The following is a 24,915-nucleotide window of genomic DNA, read 5'->3' as shown; positions in this document are numbered from 1 at the left end:
TGTGGGATCGGTGCAGCAAGCGGTCGCGTTACTTGATCCGCTGGCCCGGCTTGGCGCCGCTGTCAGGGCTCAACAGGTAGATTTCCTCGCCGCCGGGGCCCGCCGCCATCACCATGCCTTCGGAGATGCCAAAGCGCATTTTGCGCGGCTTGAGGTTGGCGATCATCATCGTCAACCGACCTTCGAGCTTGGCCGGGTCCGGGTAGGCACTCTTGATCCCGGAGAATACGTTGCGTTGCTCGTCGCCGATGTCCAGGGTCAGGCGCAGCAGCTTGTCGGCGCCTTCGACGGCCTCGGCCTTGACGATCAGCGCCACGCGCAGGTCAACGGCGGCGAAAGTGTCGAAGTCGATTTCCGGCGACAGCGGGTCCTTGGCCAGTTCGCCGTTCCCGGCAGGTACACCGGTGTCGGTCTGGCTGGCGGCCAGGTCTTCCTTGGAGGCGTCGGTCATGGCTTGCACCTTGGTCGCGTCGATACGGGTCATCAACGGTTTGAACGCGTTCAACTGATGGTTGCTCAGCAGGGTCTGGTGATCGTTCCAGGTCAGCGGTGCGACGTTGAGGAACGCCTCGGCATCGGCGGCCAGCAGCGGCAGCACTGGCTTGAGGAAAATCACCAGTTGGCGGAACAGGTTGATGCCCAGGGCGCAGATCGCCTGGACTTCGTCCTGCTTGCCTTCCTGCTTGGCCAGGGACCAGGGCGCCTTGTCGGCGATCCAGGCATTGGCGCGGTCGGCCAAGGCCATGATCTCGCGCATGGCCCGGGCAAAGTCGCGGCTCTCATAGGCATCGGCGATGCTTGGCGCCGCGGCCAGGAAAGCGTCGGTCAGCTCCGGCGCGGCGTTGCCGGCTACCAGAACACCGGCGTTGCCTTTGTGGATAAAACCGGCGCAGCGGCTGGCAATGTTGACCACCTTGCCCACCAGGTCGGAGTTGACCTTCTGCACGAAGTCTTCGAGATTCAGGTCCAGGTCGTCGACGCCACGGCCGAGCTTGGCCGCGTAGTAGTAGCGCAGGTATTCCGGCGACAGGTGGTCCAGGTAGGTCCGGGCCTTGATGAAGGTGCCGCGGGACTTGGACATTTTCTGGCCGTTGACGGTCAGGTAGCCGTGGACATTGATACCGGTCGGCTTGCGGAAGCCGGCGCCTTCGAGCATGGCCGGCCAGAACAAGGCGTGGAAGTTGACGATGTCCTTGCCGATGAAGTGATACAGCTCGGCAGTGGAGTCCTTGCCCCAGAACGCGTCGAAGTCCAGCTCCGGTGTGCGGTTGCACAGGTTCTTGAAACTCGCCATGTAGCCGATCGGTGCATCCAGCCACACGTAGAAATACTTGCCGGGCTCGTCGGGGATCTCGAAGCCGAAGTACGGCGCATCGCGGGAAATGTCCCACTGCTGCAGGCCTGCATCGAGCCATTCGGCGATCTTGTTGGCGACGGCGTCCTGCAGGGTGCCGCTGCGGGTCCAGGCTTGCAGCATCTGCTGGAAGTCCGGCAGCTTGAAGAAGAAATGCTGGGAGTCCTTGAGCACCGGCGTCGCCCCGGAAATCGCCGATTTCGGGTCCTTCAGGTCGGTCGGTGCGTAGGTGGCGCCGCATTTTTCGCAGTTATCGCCGTACTGGTCTTCAGTGCCGCATTTCGGGCAGGTGCCCTTGATGAAGCGGTCGGCCAGGAACATTTTCTTTTCCGGGTCGAAATACTGGGTGATCGAACGGGTAGCGATGTGCCCGGCGTCACGCAGCTTCAGGTAGATCTGGCTCGACAGCTCACGGTTTTCTTCGGCGTGGGTGGAGTGGAAGTTGTCGAAATCCACCAGGAACTCGGCAAAGTCGGCGCTGTGTTCAGCCTGGACGTTGGCGATCAGTTGTTCCGGGGTGATGCCTTCTTTTTCCGCACGCAGCATGATGGCCGAGCCGTGGGCGTCGTCGGCGCAGACATAAATACATTGGTTGCCGCGATGCTTCTGGAAGCGCACCCACATATCGGTCTGGATGTATTCCAGCATATGGCCGAGGTGAATCGAACCATTGGCATAGGGCAGGGCGCTGGTGACGAGGATCTTGCGTGGCTCGGACATGGGGCTCGGCTACTTGATGAAACGGAGGTCGGCCACTATAAAGCGCTGGCGGCTTTTTTTCACCCTGTGAGCCTGTTTCCAGATGCTGGCAGGGCCTCTGTGGCGAGGGAGCTTGCTCCCGCTGGGTGGCGCAGCCGCCCCAATCAGTCAATCCTCAATCTCCTTTACTGCCTGATGGCGACTGCTGCGCAGTCGAGCGGGAGCAAGCTCCCTCGCCACACAAGCAGGTGGGGCGTAGGATAGCGGCCTGTTTTCAAGTCTTGCTATCGGAGTTGCCCATGAGCGCCGTCAATCGCGCAGCGGTGGAAGCCGTCCTTCGCCAGTACACCGACCCCTACCTGAACCAGGATCCGGTCAGCGCCGGATGTGTGCGCACCATCGACATCCAGGGCGATCGCGTCAGCGTCCAGCTGGAAATCGGCTACGCCGCCGACCTGTTCAAGGGTGGTTGGGCGCAGATGCTGCAAATGGCGATCGAGGCCCTGGACGGGGTGAGCGCCGCCAAAGTCGACGTCACCAGTGTGATCGCCGCCCACAAGGCCCAGGCGCAGGTGCCGGGGCTGGCGAACGTCAAGAACGTGATCGCCGTGGCCTCGGGCAAGGGCGGCGTGGGCAAGTCCACCACCGCCGCCAACCTGGCCCTGGCCCTGGCCCGTGAAGGGGCGAAGGTCGGGATTCTCGATGCAGACATCTACGGCCCGAGCCAGGGCATCATGTTCGGTGTTGCCGAGGGCACCCGACCGCAGGTCAAGGACCAGAAGTGGTTTGTGCCGATCCAGTCCCATGGCGTGGAAGTCATGTCCATGGCCTTCCTCACCGACGACAACACGCCGATGGTCTGGCGCGGGCCGATGGTTTCCGGTGCCTTGTTGCAACTGGTCACGCAAACCGCCTGGGGCGACCTGGATTACCTGGTGATCGACATGCCGCCCGGCACCGGCGATATCCAACTGACCCTGGCGCAGAAAGTCCCGGTGGCCGGTGCGGTGATCGTCACCACGCCTCAAGACCTGGCCTTGCTGGACGCGCGCAAGGGTGTGGAGATGTTCCGCAAGGTCAACATCCCGGTGCTGGGCGTGGTGGAGAACATGGCCGTGCACATCTGTTCGAACTGCGGGCATGCCGAGCACCTGTTCGGCGAAGGTGGCGGGGAAAAACTGGCGAGCCAGTACGGCGTCGAATTGCTGGCTTCGCTGCCGCTGTCGATGCTGATCCGCGAACAGGCCGACGGCGGCAAGCCGACGGTCATCGCCGAACCGGACAGCCAGATCGCCATGGTCTATCAGGAACTGGCCCGCCACGTGGGCGCGCGGATCGTGTTGCAAGAGGCCGCTTCACCGATGATGCCGAACATCACGGTCAGCGACGATTGACAGGCTGGGCCATCCACTGTGGGAGCGAGCTGGCTCCCACAGTGGATGTGTACGGGCGCTTAGATCCGCAACCCGCCATCCATCTCCAGGATCCGACCGGTGTAGTAGTCGTTCTCGAAGATATACGCCGCCGAATGAGCAATCTCCTCGGGCTTGCCCATGCGCTTGAGCGGAATCCCCGAGGTCATTTTTTCCAGGGCCTCGGGCTTCATGCCCAGGGTCATTTCGGTTTCGATGAAACCCGGGGCAATGCCGGCGACACGGATGCCGTAGCGTGCCAGCTCCTTGGCCCAGGTCACAGTGGCGGCGGCCACACCGGCCTTGGCGGCCGAGTAATTGGTCTGGCCGACGTTGCCGGCGCGCGAGATCGACGAAATGTTGATGATGGCGCCGCTGTTCTTCAGCTCGACCATTTTCGCCGCCACCTCACGGGTGCACAGGAATACACCGGTGAGGTTGACGTCGATCACGGCCTGCCACTGGGCCAGGCTCATCTTGGTCATGTCGCCGTCCTTGACCTTGAGCAGCAGGCCGTCACGCAGGATCCCGGCGTTGTTGATCAGGCCGTGGATCGCGCCGAAGTCCTCGGCGACCCGGGCGACCATGTCGCTGACCTGCTCCTCATTGGCAACGTTGCACAGGTACGCCCGGGCTTCGACGCCCTTGGCTGCACACGCGGCAACCGCCTGGTCGAGTTTTTCCTGGTTGAGGTCCACCAGGGCGAGCTTCGCGCCTTTGCCCGCGAGATACTCGGCCATGGAGCGGCCCAGGCCCTGGCAACCGCCGGTGATAATGATTACTTTGTCAGTGAGTTGCATGCTCATGTCCAGGTGGCGCAGCGATGGAGGGGACCTTTTGGGATGTCTTTCGATTGGCGACCGTGTAGCCCGGTTGCACACGAGAACTGTCCTATCGGTGTATCGGAACATTACTCCAGTCGCCTGACCGTTTTCTAGACGGATTTCATTAAAGGAGTCATAAGTTGAGCGTTGAAGCTGCCAAGCATGCCCGGGAACTGCTGCTCAAGGAATACCGTGGAGTGCTCTCCACTCATTCCAAATCCATGCCCGGCTTTCCGTTCGGTTCCGTGGTGCCCTATTGCCTGGACGAACAAGGCCGGCCACTGATCCTGATCAGCCGTATCGCCCAGCACACTCACAATCTGCAGAAAGACCCCAAGTGTTCGATGCTGGTGGGCGAGCGGGGAGCCGAGGATGTGCAGGCCGTGGGGCGCCTGACCTACCTGGCCGAGGCCCGCAAACTCGAAGACAGCGCCGTCATCGAGGCTGCCGCCGAGCGTTACTACCGCTATTTCCCTGACTCGCAGAACTACCACAAGGCCCATGATTTCGATTTCTGGGTGCTCGAGCCGGTGCGCCATCGCTACATTGGCGGCTTTGGCGCCATCCACTGGCTAGACCAGCTCACCCTGGCCAACCCCTTCGCCGGCAAAGCCGAAGCCAGCATGGTCGAGCACATGAATGCCGATCACGCCAAGGCCATTGCCCATTACGTGGAACTGACCGGCCTGCCGAAAAGCGAACCGGCACAACTGGCGGGCATCGACAGCGAGGGCATGCACTTGCGCATTGGCCAGGGCCTGCACTGGCTGGCGTTTCCGACGCCTTGCAACACCCCGACACAAGTGCGCGAAGCCTTGGTTTATCTGGCTCACGCCGAGCAATGGCCGAAAAATGCCGAGGTCGACGCTTGAATTCACGAAAGGGCGACGTCATTTAGGGTTTCATAGCAAGGCATTCTTGCGTTGAGGAACCATTTGATGCGCCCTTTTTTGTTGCTCTTTCTGCTGTTCCCGGTGTTGGAGCTGTTCGTATTCGTCAAGGTCAGCGGTGCGATCGGGTTTTTCCCGGCCCTGCTGCTGGTCATTCTCGGCTCGATGCTCGGCGTGTTCGTGCTGCGTATCGCCGGCCTCGCCACGGCATTGCGTGCCCGTGAAAGCCTGAACCGCGGCGAGCTGCCCGCCCAGACCATGCTCGAAGGCCTGATGCTGGCCCTGGGTGGCGGTCTGTTGATCCTGCCAGGCTTTATCAGCGACGTGTTGGGCCTGGTCATGCTGTTGCCGTTCACCCGTAGGCTGCTGGCCAATAAAATGCGCCAGCGTGCCGAAGAGCAGGCGATGCGTCAGCGTGCCTTCGCCGATGACCTCCAACCCCGTGGCGGCCCGGCTCCGCGAGAGCCTATGGGCCGCGAGCCCAATGTGATCGAAGGCGAATTCGAACACCGGGATTCCAAGTAAAACCTTCAGCACGGCGCCTTCGGGCGCCGTGCTCGTTTTGGTGGCGCGGAGCAAAAAAATTTCTGTCCCCGCCCTTGTAATCCACTTGTGCGCCCTTATGTAACGGTCACCGCAAGGTTTCCGGTGGTGACACCGGGCAGACTTCCGCGGTTCGACTGACGAACCGCACCCGGCTCCGCCGGCTTTGTTAAACCCGCCGGGACTACACCGGCCGATGAAAACCAAAAATTAGGAGAGATCGACAATGAAGCTTCGTCCTCTGCATGACCGCGTCGTCATCCGTCGCAGCGAAGAAGAGAAGAAAACCGCTGGCGGTATCGTCCTGCCAGGTTCGGCTGCTGAAAAAGCCAACCACGGTGAAGTTCTCGCTGTAGGCCCAGGCAAGGCACTGGAAAACGGTGAAGTACGTGCGCTGGCCGTGAAAGTGGGTGACAAGGTTGTGTTCGGCCCTTACTCCGGCAGCAACACAGTGAAAGTCGACGGCGAAGACCTGCTGGTAATGAGCGAGAACGAAATCCTCGCTGTTCTCGAAGGCTGATTCCCCCGCCCATTTTCCCGTTACTACAAAGTATTTAAGGAATATCGATCATGGCTGCTAAAGAAGTTAAATTCGGCGATTCCGCCCGCAAGAAAATGCTCGCCGGTGTCAACGTCCTGGCTGACGCAGTAAAAGCGACCCTGGGCCCGAAAGGCCGTAACGTGATCATCGAGAAGAGCTTCGGCGCTCCGACCATCACCAAGGACGGCGTTTCCGTAGCCAAGGAAATCGAGCTCAAAGATCGCTTCGAAAACATGGGCGCGCAGCTGGTCAAAGACGTTGCCTCCCGTGCCAACGATGACGCCGGTGACGGCACCACCACCGCCACCGTACTGGCTCAGTCGATCGTCAACGAAGGCCTGAAAGCCGTCGCTGCCGGCATGAACCCGATGGACCTCAAGCGTGGTATCGACAAGGCGACCATCGCCATCGTCAAGGAACTGAAGGGTCTGGCCAAGCCTTGCGCTGACTCCAAGGCGATCGCTCAGGTCGGCACCATCTCGGCCAACTCCGACAACTCCATCGGCGACATCATTGCCGAAGCCATGGAAAAAGTCGGTAAAGAAGGCGTGATCACCGTTGAAGAAGGCTCGGGCCTGGAAAACGAACTGTCGGTTGTAGAAGGCATGCAGTTCGACCGTGGCTACCTGTCCCCGTACTTCGTCAACAAGCCGGACACCATGACCGCCGAGCTGGACAGCCCGCTGATCCTGCTGGTGGACAAGAAGATCTCGAACATCCGCGAAATGCTGCCAGTGCTGGAAGCCGTTGCCAAAGCTGGCCGCCCACTGCTGATCGTGGCTGAAGACGTTGAAGGCGAAGCCCTGGCGACCCTGGTTGTGAACAACATGCGCGGTATCGTCAAAGTGGCTGCCGTCAAGGCACCAGGCTTCGGCGATCGTCGCAAGGCCATGCTGCAGGACATCGCTGTACTGACCGGCGGTACCGTTATCTCCGAAGAGATCGGCCTGAGCCTGGAAAGCACCACCCTGGAGCACCTGGGTAACGCCAAGCGCGTGATCCTGTCCAAGGAAAACACCACCGTGATCGACGGTGCCGGCGTTGAGGCTGACATCCAGGCTCGCGTTACCCAGATCCGCGCACAAGTGGCCGAGACCTCGTCCGACTACGACCGTGAAAAACTGCAAGAGCGTCTGGCCAAGTTGTCCGGCGGCGTCGCAGTGATCAAGGTTGGCGCGGGTTCCGAAGTTGAAATGAAAGAGAAGAAAGCCCGCGTTGAAGACGCCCTGCACGCTACCCGCGCAGCCGTCGAAGAAGGCGTGGTACCTGGCGGTGGCGTGGCTCTGGTTCGTGCCCTGCAAGCCATCAGCGAACTCAAAGGCGACAACGATGACCAGAACGTCGGCATCCAGTTGCTGCGTCGCGCTGTAGAAGCTCCGCTGCGCCAGATCGTTGCCAACTCCGGCGACGAGCCAAGCGTTGTGGTCGACAAGGTCAAGCAGGGTTCGGGTAACTACGGTTACAACGCTGCCACCGGCGAATACGGCGACATGATCGAAATGGGTATCCTGGACCCGGCCAAAGTGACTCGTTCGGCTCTGCAAGCGGCTTCGTCGATTGCCAGCCTGATGATCACCACCGAGGCGATGATCGCTGAAATCAAGGAAGACGCTCCAGCTGGCGGCGGTATGCCAGACATGGGCGGCATGGGTGGCATGGGCGGCATGATGTAAGCCAGCCTTACCCCTGTAGCGAAAAACCCCGCCTGCGAAAGCAAGCGGGGTTTTTTATTGCCTTGGATTCATGACGCGGTGCCAATCCCCTGTGGGAGCGAGCTTGCTCGCGATTACGGTGTGTCAGCTCATATATCCGGCACTGACCCACCGCTATCGCGAGCAAGCTCGCTCCCACATTGGGATGTGGTTCAGTTCAGGCATTGGCGGGACTGGTTACAGCTACGTGATCAGCCGTGGCGGCCGGTCGGTACAGGATGTAGTAGTAACACCCCAGGCAGATCAGCCAACAGAACACCGCCGTCCACACGTTATGGGAAAAGAAATGCGCCCCTTGCATCATCCGCCCCAGGGAGAACACCGTTCCCAACGTGAAGGCGAATATCAGAGCCTGGCGGGCCAGGCGTGGACGGCGGTCGCGTAGCACAAAAAACAGCGCAAACAACGTGAACCCAGTGGCGGCGTGACCGCCGGGCCAGCATCGACCGGGTTTGTCCGTGGCCGGCCGTGGGCTGAGCAGTTCGCTATAGGTTTCCTTGCCACCGAATTCCTTCAGGCTCCAGGGGCATTGCACTGCTGTCACCGCTTTCATCGGCGTGACGAAGGACGTCGCCAGTGCCAGGGACAGCACCAGGCAACCGAGCTCGCGCTTGAGCGGTTTGAGCCGGGCGATGAAGAACGAGCTGATGAATCCCAGGACCGCCAGCATGGAAAATACGATCACCACCTCTTTGGCCCGGTCGTGCAGGATGTCCTCCAGGAAAAAGCTGTGTCGACCGATAAATCCACCCGCCATCGGGTCGTAAAACAGCTTCGCCAGGTCTATGTCCAACGTGGTCAGTTCCAGTAACACCAGAATCGCTGCGACAACGGCAGGCAGGCCGAGGGCAATCCAGAAATTCAGGGGCCTGGAAGCGGGGCGGATGGCGGTGGAAACCATGGCAGTACCTTTGGTGGTGGGGGCGTAAGCAGCGCGATGCGCAGTCTGGTCTGCGTTGCGTCGGGACGGTGTGAATGTTGGGTGAAAAACTCGTCAATGCCTTGCAGTCTGGCTGTGGGTCCAGGCTGCCACAGCCGATACAATCCTAGCCGTCAGCCAAACTTGGCCGTAAGCTGCGCGGGCCAAGATGGCCGTTAACTGTGTACGCAGAGGTGCCCATGCGAATTCTATTGGTCGAAGACAACCGCGATATCCTGGCCAATCTGGCCGATTACCTGGGGCTCAAGGGCTACACCGTCGATTGTGCCCAGGACGGTTTGTCGGGGTTGCACCTGGCCGCGACCGAACACTACGACCTGATCGTGCTCGACATCATGCTGCCGGGCATCGACGGCTACACCTTGTGCAAGCGCCTGCGCGAAGACGCCCGACGCGATACACCGGTGATCATGCTCACCGCCCGGGATCAGTTGGACGATCGTTTGCAGGGCTTCAAGTCCGGGGCCGATGACTACCTGATCAAACCGTTTGCCCTGTCGGAACTGGCCGCACGGATCGAAGCTGTCATGCGTCGGGCCCAGGGCGGTGGCCGCCGTGCCTTGCAGGTTGGCGACCTGAGCTACGACCTCGACACCCTGGAAGTGACCCGTGAAGGCAAGCTGCTCAAGCTCAACCCTGTAGGCCTCAAGCTGCTGGCGGTACTGATGCAGAAAAGCCCCCACGTGCTGCGCCGCGAAATCCTCGAAGAAGCCTTGTGGGGCGATGACTGCCCGGACAGCGACAGCCTGCGCAGCCACGTCCATCAACTGCGCCAGGTGATCGACAAACCGTTCGACAAACCGTTGTTGCACACCGTACATGGCGTCGGCTATCGCTTGGCCGAGGGCCGCGATGGAGTTTAAGCAGAGCCTCGCCCAACGGATCATCATCGCCTTTGCGCTGATGAGCGCACTGGTGGCAGGCGCTTTCGCCATGGGCATCGTGGCGACGGTCCACCTGGTGGAAGAGAAGCTGATTTCCGCCGGGCTTGGCGGTGATTTGCAACGCCTGCTGTTGATGGACAGTGTCTCGGACTGGAACCATCGGCCGGAACCCGACCAGTTGTTTTATTTCAGCGGCGGCCCGGGGGACTTCGAGTTGCCCAAGGATCTGCGCCATCTGGAGCGCGGTTTCCACGAGGTGTTTCGCGAGCAGTTGTCCTATCACGCCATGGTAGAGATCGTTGATGGGCGGCACTACGTGTTGCTGCAGGACCAGAGCGATTTCGAAGAGCGCGAACGGGTGCTGTTCGCCGTGGTGCTGGTGGGTTTCGTGCTCAGCCTGGCACTGGCGGTATTTTTGGGCTGGGTCTTGGCACGCCGGGTAATGGCGCCCGTGGTTCGCCTGGCCCGGCAAGTGCGTCATCGCGACCAACTGCTGGGACTCGCGCCGCCGCTGGCCCCGGATTATGCCGCCGATGAGGTGGGTGAACTGGCGGTGGCGTTCGATGCCACATTGGGGCGTTTACGCCAGGCCTTGACCCGCGAGCGGTTGTTCACCAGCGACGTGAGCCACGAGTTGCGCACACCGTTGATGGTCCTGGCGACCTCTTGTGAGTTGCTGTTGGAAAACCCGGCGCTGGACCCGCGCGGTCGTACCCAGGTCGAGCGCATCAATCGGGCCAGTGAAGAGATGCGCGAGCTGGTGCAGACCTTCCTGATGCTCGCCAGGGCCGAGCGTGAAGACAACGGCATGTCGCCTCGACTGACCTTGGGGCAGGTGGCCGAGAACCTCCTTGGCGTGTGGCGTGCCCCCATCGAATCCAAAGGTCTGACGCTGATCTTCGAACCTGGGCAACCCGTCGACACCCTGTATAACGCCACGTTCCTGACGGCCGTGATGGGCAATCTATTGCGTAACGCCCTGCACTACACTGACCAGGGTTTTATCCGCCTGTCGCTGACCACCACCGGATTCGTGGTCGAGGACAGCGGCGTGGGGATTCCAGAGGAGAAGCGCGAGGCGATGTTCGAGCCGTTCGTGCGCGGAAACGAAAAACGCGGTGAGGGATTGGGATTGGGCTTGTCTCTGGTGCAGCGCATCTGCGAGAACCAGGCTTGGACAGTCAGCCTCAGTACGATGGAGCCCAATGGTTGCCACTTCGAGGTGGAATTGAATCCAGAGGGCTAAACCTCCATGCCGAAAAGTCTTGTAAACATTGGAGCGTTTACCTGACTTTATTTTCACAAAGGCATGACATTCCGATCCATAAGGTGGGGCCGATCAGTCATTGAGGCCCGCCTAATGTCCAAGCCCATCAAGCTGGAATTTTCTGAAAAATACGACGAGCAGCACGCCAGGGAATATTTTCATAAGCACCGCCGTGGCTTGAGTCGCCGTCTTTCCAATCAGCGAGATCAACAACTGGCCCGGCGTGCATTGGCCCTCGTCGCAGACCCCGGCCTGGTCCTGGACCTGCCCTGCGGTGCCGGGCGCTTCTGGTCTTTGTTAGCCGAAAAGCCGAATCGAGTCATCATCGGCGCGGACAATTCCGAGGCCATGCTCAAGACCGCAATGGAGGCTCAACCGACCGATGTGGTGAAACGGGTACAACCCTTGCACACTTCTGCGTTCGACATCGCGTTGCCTGATAACGCCGTCGATAGCATTTTTTGCATGCGTCTGTTGCACCACATCGGTGAACCCGCGCACCGACTGGCGATTCTGAAGGAATTCGAGCGTGTCAGCCGCGACAGCGTGATCGTTTCATTGTGGGTTGATGGCAATTTCAAGGCCTGGAAACGCAAGCGTCTGGAGCGCACTCGTGCGCAGAAAGACTACCAGAATCGATTTGTGTTACCGATAGATACAGTAGAAGAAGAGTTTCGGCAGTCTGGGTTTCGCATTCAGGAACGGCTGGATTTCCTACCGCTCTATGCCATGTGGCGAGTTTATGTATTGCGCAAGAGGTAAGGGCATGGGTGTACAGGCAGCAGAACCATCAATGTTTCTTCTCGACGACTTTGAACATTTCTGGAGTCAGCAGGGTGATTGGGTGGAAGAACCTAATGTACGTCGCGGTGGTGAAAGCGGCGTGCAGCGGATCAAGAGCAAGGATGGCAAGCTGCTTTATGCCAAGCGTCAGACCGGACATATTTATCGCAGCTGGCTGCACCCATTCGGTAGACCGACCGTGCTGCGCGAGCAAGACGCACTCCTGGCGTTGACCCGACTGGATGTTCGCGTCCCCCAGCTCATTTTCTGTGGCGCCCAATGGGACCCGGTTCACCAGTGGCGTGCGCTGCTGGTAACCCAGGCGCTGGAAGGTTTTGAAGAGATCGAGCACTGGTATGCCGGGGGTGGTCGCGAGCGCCATGGCGAAGCGGTGCATGATCAAATCCTCCTGGCACTGGCTGAAAACCTGGCTCGCATGCACAAGGGCCGTTGGCAACATGGCTGTATCTACATCAAGCATGTCTTTGTGCGCGTGAGCGGGGAGGGCGAGGCGGCCAAGGCCGAAGTGGCTTTGCTCGATTTTGAAAAGTGTCGCCAGCGTCTGACCGCCCAACGTGCGGCATCCCATGACCTGAAGCAGTTGCGGCGCCACTCGTCGTTCAGCGAGGCTGACTGGAAAAAACTGGTCTATTTTTACGAGGCGGCGTTTGGCAGCGCTATCAAAGGTTTATAGCGATGAAACTAGAAATTGCTAGAGGTTTGTTTTTAGTCGGAGCCCTGGCAGTTGCGTCGTTGGCGTTGGCTGTCTGGGAACAGCCTCGTTCGCAGATCCTCAGTGCCTCCAACGCTGGCGCTCACTGCCCTTTGCCAAGGGTAGCCAAGGCCAGCGAGGCGATCCGACCGGATAACGATCTGTTGCTGTTCATGTTCAGCCTGTCCCAAGGAATGAGGCCGCAGAGTTGAACATCACGAAGCCCAAAAGGCCTCGCTTGTGCGAGGCCTTTTTTTTCCTGCCGCAATCTCCAGTCGAGCACTGAAACCAGTGGCGAGGGAGCTTGCTCCCGCTGGACCGCGAAGCGGTCCCAATCGATTGCTCAGGTAGCCTTGGTGCATTGACGACTGCTTCGCAGCCGAGCGGGAGCAAGCGCCACAAAAAACCTCCTGTTCCCTTCTGGCGGCCTTCAGGGTTTATCGGGCTTGGCCAGCAGCGTGTAGACGCAAGGCAACACGAACAGCGTGAACAAGGTGCCAATCGACATCCCGGTGGCGATCACCGTGCCAATGTCGAAGCGGCTCACCGCCCCGGCGCCTGTGGCGAAGATGAGCGGCACCATGCCGAACACCATCGCAGCGGTGGTCATCAGCACCGGCCGCAGACGAATCGACGCGGCTTGTTCCACGGCTTCCCGCGGTGTCAGGTTCTGTTCCCTGCGCAGCTGGTTGGCGAATTCGACAATCAGGATCCCATGCTTGCTGATCAGGCCAATCAACGTCACCAGCCCCACCTGGGTATAGATGTTCATGCTCGACCAGCCGAGGAACAACGGAATCAAGGCGCCGCAAATCGACAACGGCACGGTCACCAGGATCACCAGCGGGTCCCGGAAACTCTCGAACTGCGCGGCCAGCACCAGGAAGATAATCGCCAGGGCCAGGGCAAAGGTCACCCACAACGCGCTGCCTTCCTGTACGAATTGGCGTGAAGCCCCGGCGTAATCGAAGGCGAACCCCGCTGGGGCTTCCTCCCGGGCGATCTGGCGGACGGTCTCGATCGCCTCGCCCATGCTTACGACGGGAAAGCCCGAAATGGTCACCGCATTGAGCTGCTGGAACTGGTTCAGCTGTCGCGGTCGCGCCCGGTCGCTGACCTTGATCAGGGTCGACAGCGGGAGTGATTCACCCTTGGCATTTTTCACGTAGTAGTTGTTCAACCAGTCCGGGTTGTCCCGGAAGGGGCGTTCGACCTGGGCAATGACCTTATAGCTGCGCCCCTCGAGGGTGAAGCGGTTGATCTCGGCTTCACCCAGCAGTGTCGCCAGGGTACCGCCCAGGTCCTGCATCGAGACGCCCATCTGGGCGGCCTTGGCGCGATCGATATCCACCACGACTTCGGGTTTGTCGAACGCCAGGTCAATGTCCATGAAGGCGAACTTGCCGGATTCCAATGCGCGCTTTTTGACACGCTCGGCAATCTCCAGCAGCGTCGCATAATCCTTCGGCGAGTTGATGACGAACGCAAATGGCAAGCCTTCGCCAGTGCCCGGCAGTGAGGGGAGGTTGAAACCGAAGATCTGCAAACCAGGCACGCTTTCGAGCTTGGCCTGGACCTCTGGCAGGATTTCCATCTGGGTGCGGCTGCGTTCGTTCCAGGGCTTGAGCAGGAAGCCGCCGATGCCCGACTGTACGCCGTTGTAGCCGTTGATCTGGAACGAGGAGTAGTACTCCGGGAACTCCTTGAAGATGGTAATGAAGTGATCGGTGTAGGTGTTCAGGTAGTCGAGGTTGGTTGGCTGCGGGGCGTTGGCCATCATGAAGATGATGCCCTGGTCCTCGTCGGGGGCCAGTTCGGACTTGGTGAACATGATCAGCACCGGGATCAGCAGCAGTACGATCACGGCGAACACCAGTACCACCGGCCGGGTGTTGAGCGTGCCGTGAAGCATGCGCTGGTAACGGCTCTTCAGACGCTCGAAAACCATGTCCAGCCGATGGGCCAGCCCCGAGGGGTTCTCATCGTGGCGCAGGAGCATGGCGCACATCATCGGTGACAAGGTCAGGGCGACGATGCCGGAGATCACCACCGCCCCGGCCAGGGTCAATGCGAACTCCTTGAACAAAGCGCCCGTCAGGCCCTGGAGCAGGCCGATCGGCGCGTACACCGCCGCCAGGGTGATGGTCATCGAGACCACCGGCATGGCGATTTCCCGGGCACCTTCTATCGCGGCGTCGAATGGTGTCTTGCCTTCCTCGATATGCCGGTGAATGTTCTCCACCACCACGATGGCGTCGTCCACTACCAGGCCGATGGCGAGCACCATGGCCAGCAGGGTCAGGAGGTTCATCGAGTAGCCCATCAACTGCATGAAGAACATCACGCCGATCATCGACAGCGGGATGGTCACCACCGGGATGACCACCGAACGCAGGGCGCCGAGGAACAGGAACACGACGACGATGACGATCAGCACCGCCTCGAACAGGGTTTTCACCACTTCGTCGATCGAGGCCTGGATGAACAGGGTGGCGTCGTAGGCAATCTCGGCCTTGAGGTTGGCCGGGAGCTGGGCCTCCATGTCCGGCATGATCTTGCGTACTTCCTTGATCACATCCAGCGGGTTCGCACCGGGTGTGGCCTTGATCCCTATGTACACCGAGGGTGTGCCACCAAAGGAACTGATGGTGTCGTAGTTCTCGGCGCCCATTTCCACGCGGGCGACGTCTCGCAGCAACACCCGGCTATCGCCGTCGGTCTTGAGCGGGATCGCGGCGAAGGCCTCGGCGGACTTGAGTTCGGTGTTGGCGTTGATGCTGGTGACGATGTACTCGCCTTTCACTTCACCGGCGGCGGAGAGGAAGTTGTGCTGGCGCACGGCATTGGTTACGTCGGCGGCAGTCAGGCCGAAGCCGGCGAGCTTGACCGGGTCCAGCCACAGGCGCATGGCGAAGACCTGGTTGCCGAGGATCTCCGCCTCGGCCATGCCGGGCAATGTCGCCAGCTTGGGCTGGATCACCCGTGACAGGTAGTCGGTGATCTGCGGGTTGTTCAGTTCCTTGCTGAAGAAGCTGATGTACATCAGTGCCGAGGCATCGGCGGCCTCGCGGCTGAGGACCGGATCCTCGGCATCCTGGGGCAACTGGTTCTTGACCTCGTTGGCCTTGGCCAGCAGTTCGGTAAAGAGCCGGTCGCTGTTGGAGCCGATGCGGGCATAGACCGAAATCACCGAGAAGTTCTGGCGACTGACCGAGGTCATGTAGTCGATGCCCTCGGCACTGGCCAGGCTCTGTTGCATCGGTTGGGTGATGTAGCCCTGGATGGTCTCGGCGTTGGCCCCGGGGTAGGCGGTGGTCACCGTGATCAGGGCGTTTTCCATTTGTGGATACTGACGCAGGGGCAGCTTGCTCCAGGCCTGGAAACCCAGGAGCACGATCAACAGGCTGACCACGGTGGCGAGCACCGGACGGCGGATGAACGGATCGGTAAAAGCCATGGGGGTTCCTTGATCAGTCCGCGCGCGGCGGGCTGTTCTGTTCGGTCAGGGTCTTGTCGTCGCTGATGGCGATGGGCGTACCGTTATCGAGCTTGATCTGGCCGGCGATCACGACTTGTTCGCCGCTCTGCACACCTTTGGTAACCAGCACCTGCCCGTCGCGTCGCTCGCCGGTTTCAACGAAACGCCGTTCAGCGATCAGGACCGGCTGGCCCTTGTCGTCTTTCTCGACTGTGCCGTCGGCGGCTTTCTTTTGCGCCACCACGTACATGGAGTTGCCGTAGAGGGTGTAGGTCACGGCGCTTTCCGGCACGACGATTCCGGCGGCCACGTCCGGCAGGATCACCTGCAGGTTGGCGAACATGCCGGGCAGCAGCTTGCCGTCGGGGTTGCCCAGGGTGGCGCGCACCAGCACGTTGCGGGTGCTGTCCTCGACCTTGGGGTTGATCGCGCTGATGGTGCCGACGAAGGTCTGCCCGGGATAGGCCGAGACGCTGACGTTGACCGGTTGGGCGACCGCGAGCCGGGGCACGCTTTGCTCTGGCACGTAGAAGTCCACGTACAGGCTGCTGAGGTCTTGCAGGGTGGCGATCACCGTGCCGCTGGCCAGGTAGTCGCCGACGTCCACCTGGCGAATGCCGATGGTGCCGCTGAATGGCGCCAGAATCTGTTTTTTGGCCAGCGAAGCCTTGAGCTGGTTGACCGTGGCCTGGTTCTTCTTCAGTTGTGCCGAGAGCCGGTCGAATTCGCCCTTGGAGATCGCCTGGCTGCCCACCAGCTGTCGGCCGCGACCGAAATCCAGTTGCGCCAGGCCAAGGTCGGCCTCGGCGGTTTCCAGCAGGGCGCTTTCGACTTCACTATCCAGTTGCAGGAGCGGCTGGCCCGCCTTGACCTTCTGCCCGGACTGGAACTGCACCTTCTGCACGGTCCCGGCGATTTCCAGGCTCAGGTCCACGCCTTGCAGGGCCTTGAGGCTACCGACGGTGGGCAGGCGTGCCTGCCAGGGCTGCTCGATGGCCTTGGCCACGGCCACGCTGACGGGTGGTTTCGGTGCAGAAAACATCTGGATCTGCTGGTAGATGGAGAAGGCCTTGTAGCCGGCGAGCAACAGCACCACCAGCAGGACAACACCCAACATGATCAGCATGCGGCGTCGCAGCATGTTCCACTTCCTTGGAAAAGGGCTGAGAGAAAATACAGATAGGCGGGCACATTACCCTGAGTGTGCGGGCTATTCCAGATGCTGGCGGGCTGGAGGTGCGTGGGATTTTTCCGAAAAATCAGGGAGCTCGGCGCCGATGGGCTTCGCTCCCTGGCTCAGGCCAGATGCAAATGGTTGTCCCAGAGCCCTGCCGGCAGATCCAGCGGCTTTGCAACCAGTTGTGTCTGCCGGCAATCGTAATAACGGCAACGCCCTTGTCCCGACGTCACGACGAAACCGTCGGCCACCGCACCCACACCGGCACAGTCCGGTAAAGGTGCATCCAGGCGCACTTCACCGCTGTCCAGGTCCCAGATGAAAAAGCGGTTGCCACGGGGAGCGGTCAGGGCCACCAGGCGCAGGTCGCTGTGCACGGCGACGCTGGCGGTGTAGTGCCCCATGGCCTGCAATTGTTCCTCAGGCAGGGGAAACGCCTGGAACGGCTGGCCCGGCCGCTTGATCGCTAGCAGTTCCGACGACTCGTGGGCTGCGCCCATGAACTGCTGGCCGGAGACGATGGTGCCGTCACTGGCGATGCCGAGGTGGCGCACGCTGTTCATCGATTGGGCGAGGGTTTCCTTGCTCAGCAGGGTGCCATCGCGTTGCATCAGCACCAGGCTCGGCTCCATGGCGTCGAGGTTCATTTCGACCCGGCTTTCGGCCTCGGTGCGAATGCCGCCATTGGCCACCACCAGGGTTTCGCCGTCAGGCATCCATGAGACCTGGTGCGGACCGATGCCATGGGTGAATATCTCGCCGCTGTGCACCAGCCGCTCGCCTTCGAAACGGTAAACGCCCAACAGGCCGCGTCCCGGGTCGGTGGTGTCGTTCTCGGTGGCGTACAGCCATTCGCCGCTGTTATGGATGACCGCGTGGCCGTAGAAATGCCGGTTCGGCAACGAGGCGATGGTTTGCAGCAGCGCCCCGTCGCGCAGGTCGATCAAGTAGCTTTCGGTGCCTGGACGACGGGCGACGAACAGCGCAATCGGCTGTGTCGGATGATTGATGATGTCATGGCAGCGTTGGCCGACCTGGGTGGCGAACACCCGGGTGCCGTCCAGTCGATAGCCGACGGCGTAGTGCTTGCCGTCGCCATCGTCCCGTGCCGAAAGCAAGAGTGGGTGCTTGTCCTTTTGCTTGAACAGCGTCCAGCCGCCCAGGGTGACGGCACCGAGCAGCAAGCTGCCCAGTGCCAGGACCTGACGTCGAAACATGATCAGTCACCGTCGTTGGCATTGAAGCCCAGTTGAATGCCCAGCGCCTTGGCCAGTTCGCCTTCGTGCAGGCGATGGACGACGTTGAGGCTGTCATACAAATCGTTGAGTTGCTGGCGCCCGGCATCGTCGTTGAGCATTTCAGTCAGCGAACGCTGGCTGCTGGCGAACAACTTCAAGGAGGCATCGTAGGCGGCGTCGATCTTGTCCGCCAACGGTTTCTGGTCGCTGGGCAGCAGGCCGCGCAGACCCTTGTTGTCCACGCCGGCCCAGACAGTCCTGGCCGCGCTCAGGCTGGCCTCCAGGCCTTGCAGCGACGACTGGCTGCGCCAGGCATCGGCCTGGAACGGTTGCGGCACACCCTTGCTCTGGCGGCCCATCGGCGTGCCGAGTTTTTTCTTCAGGGTGTCGAGGGCGGTGACCTGGACCCGCAGCAGGTCAGCGATGGCTTCGTGGGAATCGGCGTAGCGCTGGTTGGGGAATTTGCTCATCTGGGCGAGCATGCCGTCGTTGGTGTTCCAGCGCGACAGGATCTCTTCGGCCAGTTGTTTCTGGCGTTCGCCAATGGCGGTGAGCAGCGGGCAATACTTGGCTTTTTGCGCACTGTCGGCCATGTCGATCTTGGCGTCGAACAGCAGGTATTCATAGGCCGAGAGGCCCTGGACCACGACGCTGGACTTGGCCAGGCCGGCGGCGTCGATCTGTGGCTCGCTGTTGACCAATTGCTCGACCTGACGGCCCACCAGGTTTTTCTTGTCCGGCCAGAACTGCACCTGCCAGGCGCGGTTGCCCTCGGCCAGCGGACCGATCAACAGCGGTTGCAATTCGGCCCAGGCTTTTTGTGCCTTGAGGAAATCGGCGCGGGCGGTTTCCAGGTTTTCCTTGCCTTGGCAGAACGCCAGGGCGCTGGTCGCCAGTTGCCGGTCGGCCTCGACCCAGCGGCTATAGGTCGGCAGGATCACTTGCTTGGCGATGGCGGCCGAGGTTACGGCTTGTGGATCCTGGGGCGAGCAGGCACTGAGGGCGATGGCGGCGAGGCTGGTGAACAACAGCTTGGGACGGAACATGTCGTGCTCCCACTTCTGGAAAAGGCATTTAAAGGGAATTCAGGAAGGCCAGCAACGCAGTGCGCTGCTCGGCATTGAACGCTAAAACCTGACGCTGCGCCGCTTGTGCTTCGCCGCCATGCCACAGCACGGCTTCGAGCAGGTTGCGGGCCCGGCCGTCATGCAGGAACTGGGTGTGGCCGTTGACGGTTTCGGTCAGGCCGATGCCCCACAGCGGCGGGGTTCGCCAGTCACGGCCGCTGGCCTTGAATTCGCTGCGGTTGTCCGCCAGGCCTTCGCCCATGTCGTGCAACAGCAGGTCGGTGTAAGGGCGGATGACCTGGTTCGCCAACTCCGGTTCGGCGGCGTTGGCGGAGGTGGTGTATTTCGGGGTGTGGCAGGACTGGCAACCGGCCTGGAAGAACAGATTCTTGCCCGCCAGCACCTGGGGTGAATTCACCTCGCGCCGGGCCGGTACGGCGAGGTTGCGACTATAGAACAGCACCAGTCGCAGGATGTTGTCGCTGACTTCCGGTTCGCCATCCGGGCCGTTGCCGCTGGGCGCACGCTTGCAGTCGACCTGGGTCTGGGTGCAGTCGTCGAAGGGTCGCAGGCTTGTCGTCAGGCCCATGTCGCCGGAGAACGCGTGGACGTTCTGCTGGTTGAGGTTGGGCTGTCCGGCCTTCCAGCCGAACCTTCCCAGGACGGTTTTTTGCTGGGCATCGTCCCAGACCTCGTTGGGACGCCCGGCGATGCCGTTTTTCTCCCGGGCCTGGGCTTCGGCGTTTGCGAGGATGGCTTCGTCGGGGATCGCCTCGAGCAGTCCCAGGCCGATCATCGGCGGGGCGACGCGGGCGGAAAAACGCGTGTCCGGGTGCATCGGTCCATAGGCCAGTTGGGTAATCTGCAGGTCCGGCTTGCGCAGTTCCACCACGGTGCCGTCCTTGAAACGCATCGGGACCGGCGTGTAATCGACCCGCACCTTGCCTTCGGGGGCGACGCCGGGCACGGACATGTCCTGTAATTGCCCGCCGTAAACCGGTTCCGGCACGACGCCCAATTGTTCGATGACCTTGGCGTAGGGTGGTGCGTCGGGGATCGACAGGCGTACCAGCATCGATACCGCGGTGGTCGCGTCCGGCGCAGGTGGGTGGCCGCGGCCGTCCTTGATGTGGCAGTTCTGGCAGGCGTTGGTGTTGAACAAGGGCCCGAGGCCGTCGCGAGCGGTGGTGGTCGAGGGGGCGATCACCCAGGGGCTGCGGAAGAAACTGTTGCCGACGCTGAAATCCACGCGCCGTGAGGGCGGCAGGTTGGCCGAGGGCAGGGAAAAGGCGTTCTGGTCCGTCTTGCGTACTGTCGCGGCGCCACCGGAACGGGCTTCACCCGGTTCGGCCTGGGTAAAGCGCGGGGCATCATCGCAGGCGCTCAGGCCCAGGGCCATGAACAACGCACATAAACGAAGAGGCAACGACGGCATCGGGCGTCCTGGGAGATGAGTGAAAACGAGGGCGCAAAGTCTAACAGGGCGGGGCTGTTTGAATAAGAGGAATTATCGTTTGGTTGAGGGGGTCGCGCTTGCCTGGCGGCAACACTGCTCACTCAGGCTTGCTCGATTCCCTGTGGCGAGGGAGCTTGCTCCCGCTCGGTTGCGCAGCAACCGCAAAATCTTGGGGCCGCTTCGCAGCCCAGCGGGAGCAAGCTCCCTCGCCACAGGGTGCAGCGTTGCCCTGGAGTCAACAGATCAACTGTTCATTTGCAGGTTACGGCTGGACGACCGCCCCCGGCACCAACGGCAACTCCAGCGTCGCGATGAACCCGCCGCCAGGATGATTGCCCAGCACCAGCGTGCCGCCGTGGCGTTCGGCGGCACGGCGCGCGATGGCCAGGCCCAGGCCATGGCCGGCGGCGGTCTGGCCGGGCGCGCGATAGAACGGCTCGCCCAATTGTCCCAGGTGTTCGGCATCCACGCCTGGCCCGTGGTCGCGCACGCTGATCAGGATCCGTTCACCCTGGCGCATCGCGTGCATCTCGATCGATTGCCCGGCCGGATTGAAGCGCTGGGCGTTGCGCAGCAGGTTGTCCACTGCTCGCTCGATCATGGTCGGCCAGCCCTTGAGGGTCAGGTCCGCCTCGGTTTCGAGCTGCACGGTTTGTTCCGGTGAGGCCAGTTGCGCATCTTTTTGCAGGGTGACGAGCAAACCGTTGAGTTCCACCTCTTCGGCGCTGGCGTTGTCGGCATCGACCCGGGCCAATACCAGGATTTCACTGATCAGCGCTTCCAGGCGATCGCATTCGCGGGTCAGGCGTGGCCAGAGCCTTTCACGCTCCTCGGGGCTGGCTCGTTCAGCCAAGGCCAAGGCAATGCGCAGCCGGGCCAGGGGCGAGCGCAGTTCGTGGGACACGTCGCGCAGCAGTTGTCGCTGGCTGGTGATCAAGCTTTGCAGGCGCGCGCCCATGCGGTTGAAGTCAGTGGCCAGTACGCCGAACTCATCCCGCCGGTTGGCCAGCTTGGCGAGGCTGTTCTGCTGATAGGCGGCCTGGCCCAAGTCATGCACCGCACCACGCAGGCGGCTCAGCGGGCGAGTGATGGAAAGCGTCACCAACAGGCTGAACAAGGTCAGCACCACCAGCGCGATCCCCAGCGCACTGAGGGGCCAGAGCAGGCTGTCGCGGTGCCAGGCGTCCAGTTCGGGATGGGGGATGCGGTAGATGAACAGATACGTGTCGCCGGTTTTGGCGCTGGTGAATTCGTCGGTCAGTCGCCGCCAGGGCAGGCGTCGCTCGTTGTTGTTCTGCCGAGCCTCGAAGGCCGCGGCGCGATGTGGGAAGGTGCCGCGCACCACCGGGTCGCCGCTTTCATTGAACACTTGGACGTCGATGTGATATTGACGCTTGCGCTGTTGCAGGATGTCCTGCGCGGCGTCCTCGCCCTGGCTTTCGTAGGTTTGTGTCCACTCTTCGGGCAGGGTGTTGAGACCCGGATGGCGGCTGAGGATCCAGGCGTCCTGATTGAGCATGTGGCCCATCAGGAGCGAAAGCCCTGCAACCAGAGCGATGGCCAGCCAGAAACTGGCCAGGATGCGCCAGAACAATGAACGCACGGTAAATCCTCGAAAACAAAGAAAGCCCAACGGCGACTTGCCGTTGGGCTGGGGGCTTCAGTGCATTATTGCGCTTTTTGCGGCTGTTGCGCTTTCCAGGCCTTGAACTCAGCCCACTCGGCGCGACGCTCGGCCTGTTTCTTCTGGATCGCGTCGAACTCTTTCTGCTGCTCAGGCTTCAACAGCGCGCGGATCTGGGCATCGATCTTCTGATGCCGGGCGTCCATTTCGTCTTGCATGGCTTTCTGGTCGGCTGGCGACAGCTTGGCCAGGTACTTGTCTACCAGTTCGCGTTGTTCGTGGCGCTGTTCGCCCATGATCCGGCGAATCTGCTGGCGCTGTTCGCGGCTCAGGTCCAGATCGCTGAAGGGACCTTTGTCATGCATCATGCCGCCGTGGCGCGGGCCATCCATCGGACCCATCGGGCCGGCGTCTCCAGGCATGGCCATGGCGACGGTCGGCAGGGCAGCAGCGAACATCAGAGCGATAAGGGTCTTGCGCATGGTGTGTCTCCTTGTCTCATTCCCGGTCAGTTCCGGATGAGTGCAGATTACGGAGATCAAGGTCAGCGGCGGTCAGGGGTGGGTAAAGCTTGGGTAAAGAGGTTTTGGTGGCGGGCTTACAAAACCGTCGAAGCAAAAGATGTGGCAGGCAGATAATCTGTGGCGAGGGGATTTATCCCCGTTGGGCCGCGCAGCGGCCCCCCCTTGGTGTTATTTGATACACCAATGGGCAGACTGACTTGGGGGCGCTTCGCACCCCAACGGGGATAAATCCCCTCGCCACAAAGGGATCATGTCCCCCAGTCCAAGCAAGGCATCGGTGCAGTGCTTAGAGGCTGTAGTAGTAACCACGGCTACGCAGCGCCACGATGCGCGGGCGGCCGTCGGGGTGGGGGCCGATCTTCTTGCGCAGGTTGCTCACGTGCATATCGAGGCTGCGGTCGTACAGGGTCAGCTTGCGGCCCAGGGCGATCTGCGCCAGTTCCTGCTTGTCCAGCGGCTCGCCTGGCTGCTTGAGCAACGCTTCGAGCAGGCGGCTTTCGGAAATGGTGAGGGCCTGTTCCTGTTCATCGATGCTGACCACGCCACGCACCGGGCTGAAAGTCAGGTCACCCAGTTCGATCTGGGTGGACACGGCCGTCGGGTGGCTGCGCCGTAGCACGGCGCGCAGGCGGGCGGTCAGTTCGCGTGGGTCGCAGGGCTTGGCCAGGTAATCATCGGCGCCCAGTTCCAGGCCGAGGATACGGTCCAGCGGTTCACCCCGGGCCGACAGCATCAGCACCGGCAGCTCCGGGTGATCGCTGCGCAATTGCTTGAGCAGTTCCAGGCCACTGCCGTCGGGCAGCATCACGTCCAGTACCACGGCTGCCGGGGCGGTTTCGGCCAGGGCCTTGCGGGCACTTTGGCCATCGTGACAGGCCCGGACCTGAAAACCTTCCTGGCTCAACCAGCTAACGAGGAGCTCGCACAGCTCCTGGTCATCGTCTATCAGTAACAGCTCGCTCATGACTCACTCAATTTAGCCATTGCCGACGTTGTCTACGTCCACCGCTGGCAAAGATACCGCACAGCAGGGCCAATAGCGCTACCCCGGCACCGATGACAAACCATTGCTGTTGATCGGTCAACAGGCGTGGCAGGGGGCTGGCCTGGGCTTCCTTGAGTTGCAGCTTCAGGCGCTGGTTCTCCTGGCGCAACCGGGCCAGCAATGCGCTCTCGCGTTCGCTGTCGGCGCTTTGCAATTGCTTGCTCAATTCTTCGCGCTGGCGTTCGCTGTCTTTCAAGCGTTGCTGCAGTTCGGCGATCTGGCTGCCGGCACTCAGGGACAAAGGCGTCGAATGACTGCCCTCGGTGTTCTCCTCGCCATGGGCGGGTGCCCCGATCGCCAACGTGACCAATAACAGGCACAACGGACCTTTGCGCATTGCAACTCCTGAATTCCAATCGAGATTAGACAGGTTGTCGGCAGGCAAACGAGAACAATGAGCAATTGAACGCAATGAGCCGCGAAGGCTCATCGCGCCAGGGGCATTTACGGCATGACTTGCTTGAATGGCTTGACCACGACATTGGCATAGACGCCGGCCGCAACGAACGGATCGGCCTCGGCCCATTGCTGCGCAGCGGACAGCGAGTCGAATTCGACCACCATCAGGCTGCCACTGAAGCCCGCGGCGCCCGGGTCATTGCTGTCCACCGCCGGATGCGGTCCAGCCAGCACTACGCGGCCTTCGTCCTGGAGTTTTTGCAGGCGCTCCAGGTGCGCGGGACGAGCGGCCTGGCGTTTTTCCAGGGAGTTGGCGACGTCGGTAGCAATGATTGCGTAGAGCATG

General features: G+C 61.4%; 23 protein-coding genes. 10 read left to right on the top strand and 13 right to left on the bottom strand.

Features of this window, described 5'->3' with window-relative positions:
* Nucleotides 1-28: 28 nt before the first annotated feature.
* Nucleotides 29-2,074, bottom strand: a complete 2,046-nt coding sequence (metG, locus tag BM300_RS06420) for a methionine--tRNA ligase (protein ID WP_092223508.1) — start codon at nt 2,072-2,074, stop codon at nt 29-31.
* 278 nt (nt 2,075-2,352) lie between these two features.
* Here metG and apbC point away from each other — a divergent pair, with 278 nt between their 5' ends.
* Nucleotides 2,353-3,447: an iron-sulfur cluster carrier protein ApbC gene (gene apbC, locus BM300_RS06415; RefSeq protein WP_092145168.1), complete on the top strand. Its 1,095-nt coding sequence runs from the start codon at nt 2,353-2,355 to the stop codon at nt 3,445-3,447.
* A gap of 59 nt (nt 3,448-3,506) precedes the next feature.
* On the opposite strand, the gene BM300_RS06410 is transcribed toward apbC, so the two are convergent.
* Nucleotides 3,507-4,265 (bottom strand): SDR family oxidoreductase, encoded by a 759-nt coding sequence (locus tag BM300_RS06410; protein WP_092145170.1) that lies wholly within the window; start codon nt 4,263-4,265, stop codon nt 3,507-3,509.
* Between the two features lie 164 nt (nt 4,266-4,429).
* Between BM300_RS06410 and BM300_RS06405 the strand changes: the two genes are divergently transcribed.
* The 4 genes from BM300_RS06405 (at nt 4,430) to groL (ending at nt 7,936) form a co-directional block, all read left to right on the top strand.
* Nucleotides 4,430-5,161, top strand: a complete 732-nt coding sequence (locus BM300_RS06405; RefSeq protein ID WP_092462364.1) for a HugZ family pyridoxamine 5'-phosphate oxidase — start codon at nt 4,430-4,432, stop codon at nt 5,159-5,161.
* A gap of 66 nt (nt 5,162-5,227) precedes the next feature.
* The gene (locus BM300_RS06400; protein WP_063324662.1) at nt 5,228-5,704 is read left to right on the top strand and encodes an FxsA family protein; all 477 of its coding nucleotides are present in this window, start codon (nt 5,228-5,230) and stop codon (nt 5,702-5,704) included.
* Between the two features lie 244 nt (nt 5,705-5,948).
* Nucleotides 5,949-6,242 (top strand): co-chaperone GroES, encoded by a 294-nt coding sequence (locus BM300_RS06395; protein WP_003204913.1) that lies wholly within the window; start codon nt 5,949-5,951, stop codon nt 6,240-6,242.
* Between the two features lie 50 nt (nt 6,243-6,292).
* Nucleotides 6,293-7,936 carry a chaperonin GroEL gene (gene groL / locus BM300_RS06390; RefSeq protein ID WP_063324663.1) on the top strand — a complete coding sequence of 548 codons (1,644 nt, stop codon included), beginning with the start codon at nt 6,293-6,295 and terminating at the stop codon, nt 7,934-7,936.
* Between the two features lie 196 nt (nt 7,937-8,132).
* On the opposite strand, the gene BM300_RS06385 is transcribed toward groL, so the two are convergent.
* Nucleotides 8,133-8,876 (bottom strand): phosphatase PAP2 family protein, encoded by a 744-nt coding sequence (locus BM300_RS06385; protein WP_092462362.1) that lies wholly within the window; start codon nt 8,874-8,876, stop codon nt 8,133-8,135.
* A gap of 218 nt (nt 8,877-9,094) precedes the next feature.
* Between BM300_RS06385 and colR the strand changes: the two genes are divergently transcribed.
* The 5 genes from colR to BM300_RS31310 all read left to right on the top strand — a co-directional run bounded on the left by colR (nt 9,095) and on the right by BM300_RS31310 (nt 12,773).
* Complete coding sequence (colR, locus tag BM300_RS06380; protein WP_025215158.1) at nt 9,095-9,778, top strand: two-component system response regulator ColR; 684 nt, start codon at nt 9,095-9,097, stop codon at nt 9,776-9,778.
* Complete coding sequence (locus tag BM300_RS06375; RefSeq protein ID WP_063324665.1) at nt 9,768-11,045, top strand: sensor histidine kinase; 1,278 nt, start codon at nt 9,768-9,770, stop codon at nt 11,043-11,045. The genes colR and BM300_RS06375 overlap by 11 nt, the downstream gene beginning before the upstream one ends.
* A 114-nt stretch (nt 11,046-11,159) precedes the next feature.
* The gene (locus BM300_RS06370; protein WP_092145176.1) at nt 11,160-11,828 is read left to right on the top strand and encodes a class I SAM-dependent methyltransferase; all 669 of its coding nucleotides are present in this window, start codon (nt 11,160-11,162) and stop codon (nt 11,826-11,828) included.
* Between the two features lie 4 nt (nt 11,829-11,832).
* Nucleotides 11,833-12,543: a lipopolysaccharide kinase InaA family protein gene (locus BM300_RS06365; RefSeq protein WP_092145178.1), complete on the top strand. Its 711-nt coding sequence runs from the start codon at nt 11,833-11,835 to the stop codon at nt 12,541-12,543.
* A 2-nt stretch (nt 12,544-12,545) separates the two neighbouring features.
* Nucleotides 12,546-12,773, top strand: coding sequence for a hypothetical protein (locus tag BM300_RS31310; RefSeq protein WP_092145179.1), 228 nt, complete (start codon nt 12,546-12,548; stop codon nt 12,771-12,773).
* Between the two features lie 218 nt (nt 12,774-12,991).
* Here BM300_RS31310 and BM300_RS06355 read toward each other — a convergent pair whose 3' ends face one another.
* From BM300_RS06355 to BM300_RS06310, 10 genes are all read right to left on the bottom strand, one after another.
* Nucleotides 12,992-16,018: a multidrug efflux RND transporter permease subunit gene (locus tag BM300_RS06355; protein WP_063324669.1), complete on the bottom strand. Its 3,027-nt coding sequence runs from the start codon at nt 16,016-16,018 to the stop codon at nt 12,992-12,994.
* A gap of 13 nt (nt 16,019-16,031) precedes the next feature.
* Entirely contained in the window at nt 16,032-17,180 is a 1,149-nt protein-coding gene (locus BM300_RS06350; RefSeq protein WP_092145184.1) for an efflux RND transporter periplasmic adaptor subunit, read from the bottom strand.
* A gap of 155 nt (nt 17,181-17,335) precedes the next feature.
* Nucleotides 17,336-18,433: a DUF1513 domain-containing protein gene (locus BM300_RS06345; RefSeq protein WP_092462360.1), complete on the bottom strand. Its 1,098-nt coding sequence runs from the start codon at nt 18,431-18,433 to the stop codon at nt 17,336-17,338.
* Between the two features lie 2 nt (nt 18,434-18,435).
* Nucleotides 18,436-19,500 carry an imelysin family protein gene (locus BM300_RS06340; RefSeq protein ID WP_092462358.1) on the bottom strand — a complete coding sequence of 355 codons (1,065 nt, stop codon included), beginning with the start codon at nt 19,498-19,500 and terminating at the stop codon, nt 18,436-18,438.
* Nucleotides 19,501-19,528: 28 nt separating this feature from the next.
* Entirely contained in the window at nt 19,529-20,956 is a 1,428-nt protein-coding gene (locus BM300_RS06335; RefSeq protein WP_092462356.1) for a di-heme oxidoreductase family protein, read from the bottom strand.
* Nucleotides 20,957-21,239: 283 nt separating this feature from the next.
* Nucleotides 21,240-22,580, bottom strand: coding sequence for a sensor histidine kinase (locus BM300_RS06330; RefSeq protein ID WP_063324673.1), 1,341 nt, complete (start codon nt 22,578-22,580; stop codon nt 21,240-21,242).
* 65 nt (nt 22,581-22,645) lie between these two features.
* Entirely contained in the window at nt 22,646-23,083 is a 438-nt protein-coding gene (locus tag BM300_RS06325; RefSeq protein WP_092145190.1) for a Spy/CpxP family protein refolding chaperone, read from the bottom strand.
* Between the two features lie 328 nt (nt 23,084-23,411).
* Nucleotides 23,412-24,089 (bottom strand): response regulator transcription factor, encoded by a 678-nt coding sequence (locus BM300_RS06320; protein WP_063324675.1) that lies wholly within the window; start codon nt 24,087-24,089, stop codon nt 23,412-23,414.
* A 7-nt stretch (nt 24,090-24,096) separates the two neighbouring features.
* Nucleotides 24,097-24,507, bottom strand: coding sequence for an SH3 domain-containing protein (locus BM300_RS06315; RefSeq protein WP_092223529.1), 411 nt, complete (start codon nt 24,505-24,507; stop codon nt 24,097-24,099).
* Between the two features lie 107 nt (nt 24,508-24,614).
* Complete coding sequence (locus BM300_RS06310; RefSeq protein ID WP_057452480.1) at nt 24,615-24,914, bottom strand: YciI family protein; 300 nt, start codon at nt 24,912-24,914, stop codon at nt 24,615-24,617.
* Nucleotide 24,915: the final 1 nt, after the last annotated feature.

Source organism: Pseudomonas sp. NFACC46-3, from assembly GCF_900114515.1.
Taxonomy (GTDB): Bacteria; Pseudomonadota; Gammaproteobacteria; order Pseudomonadales; family Pseudomonadaceae; genus Aquipseudomonas; species Aquipseudomonas fluorescens_Q.
The sequence above is the reverse complement of the archived record's forward strand: the minus strand, read 5'-3'. Positions and strand labels throughout refer to the sequence as shown.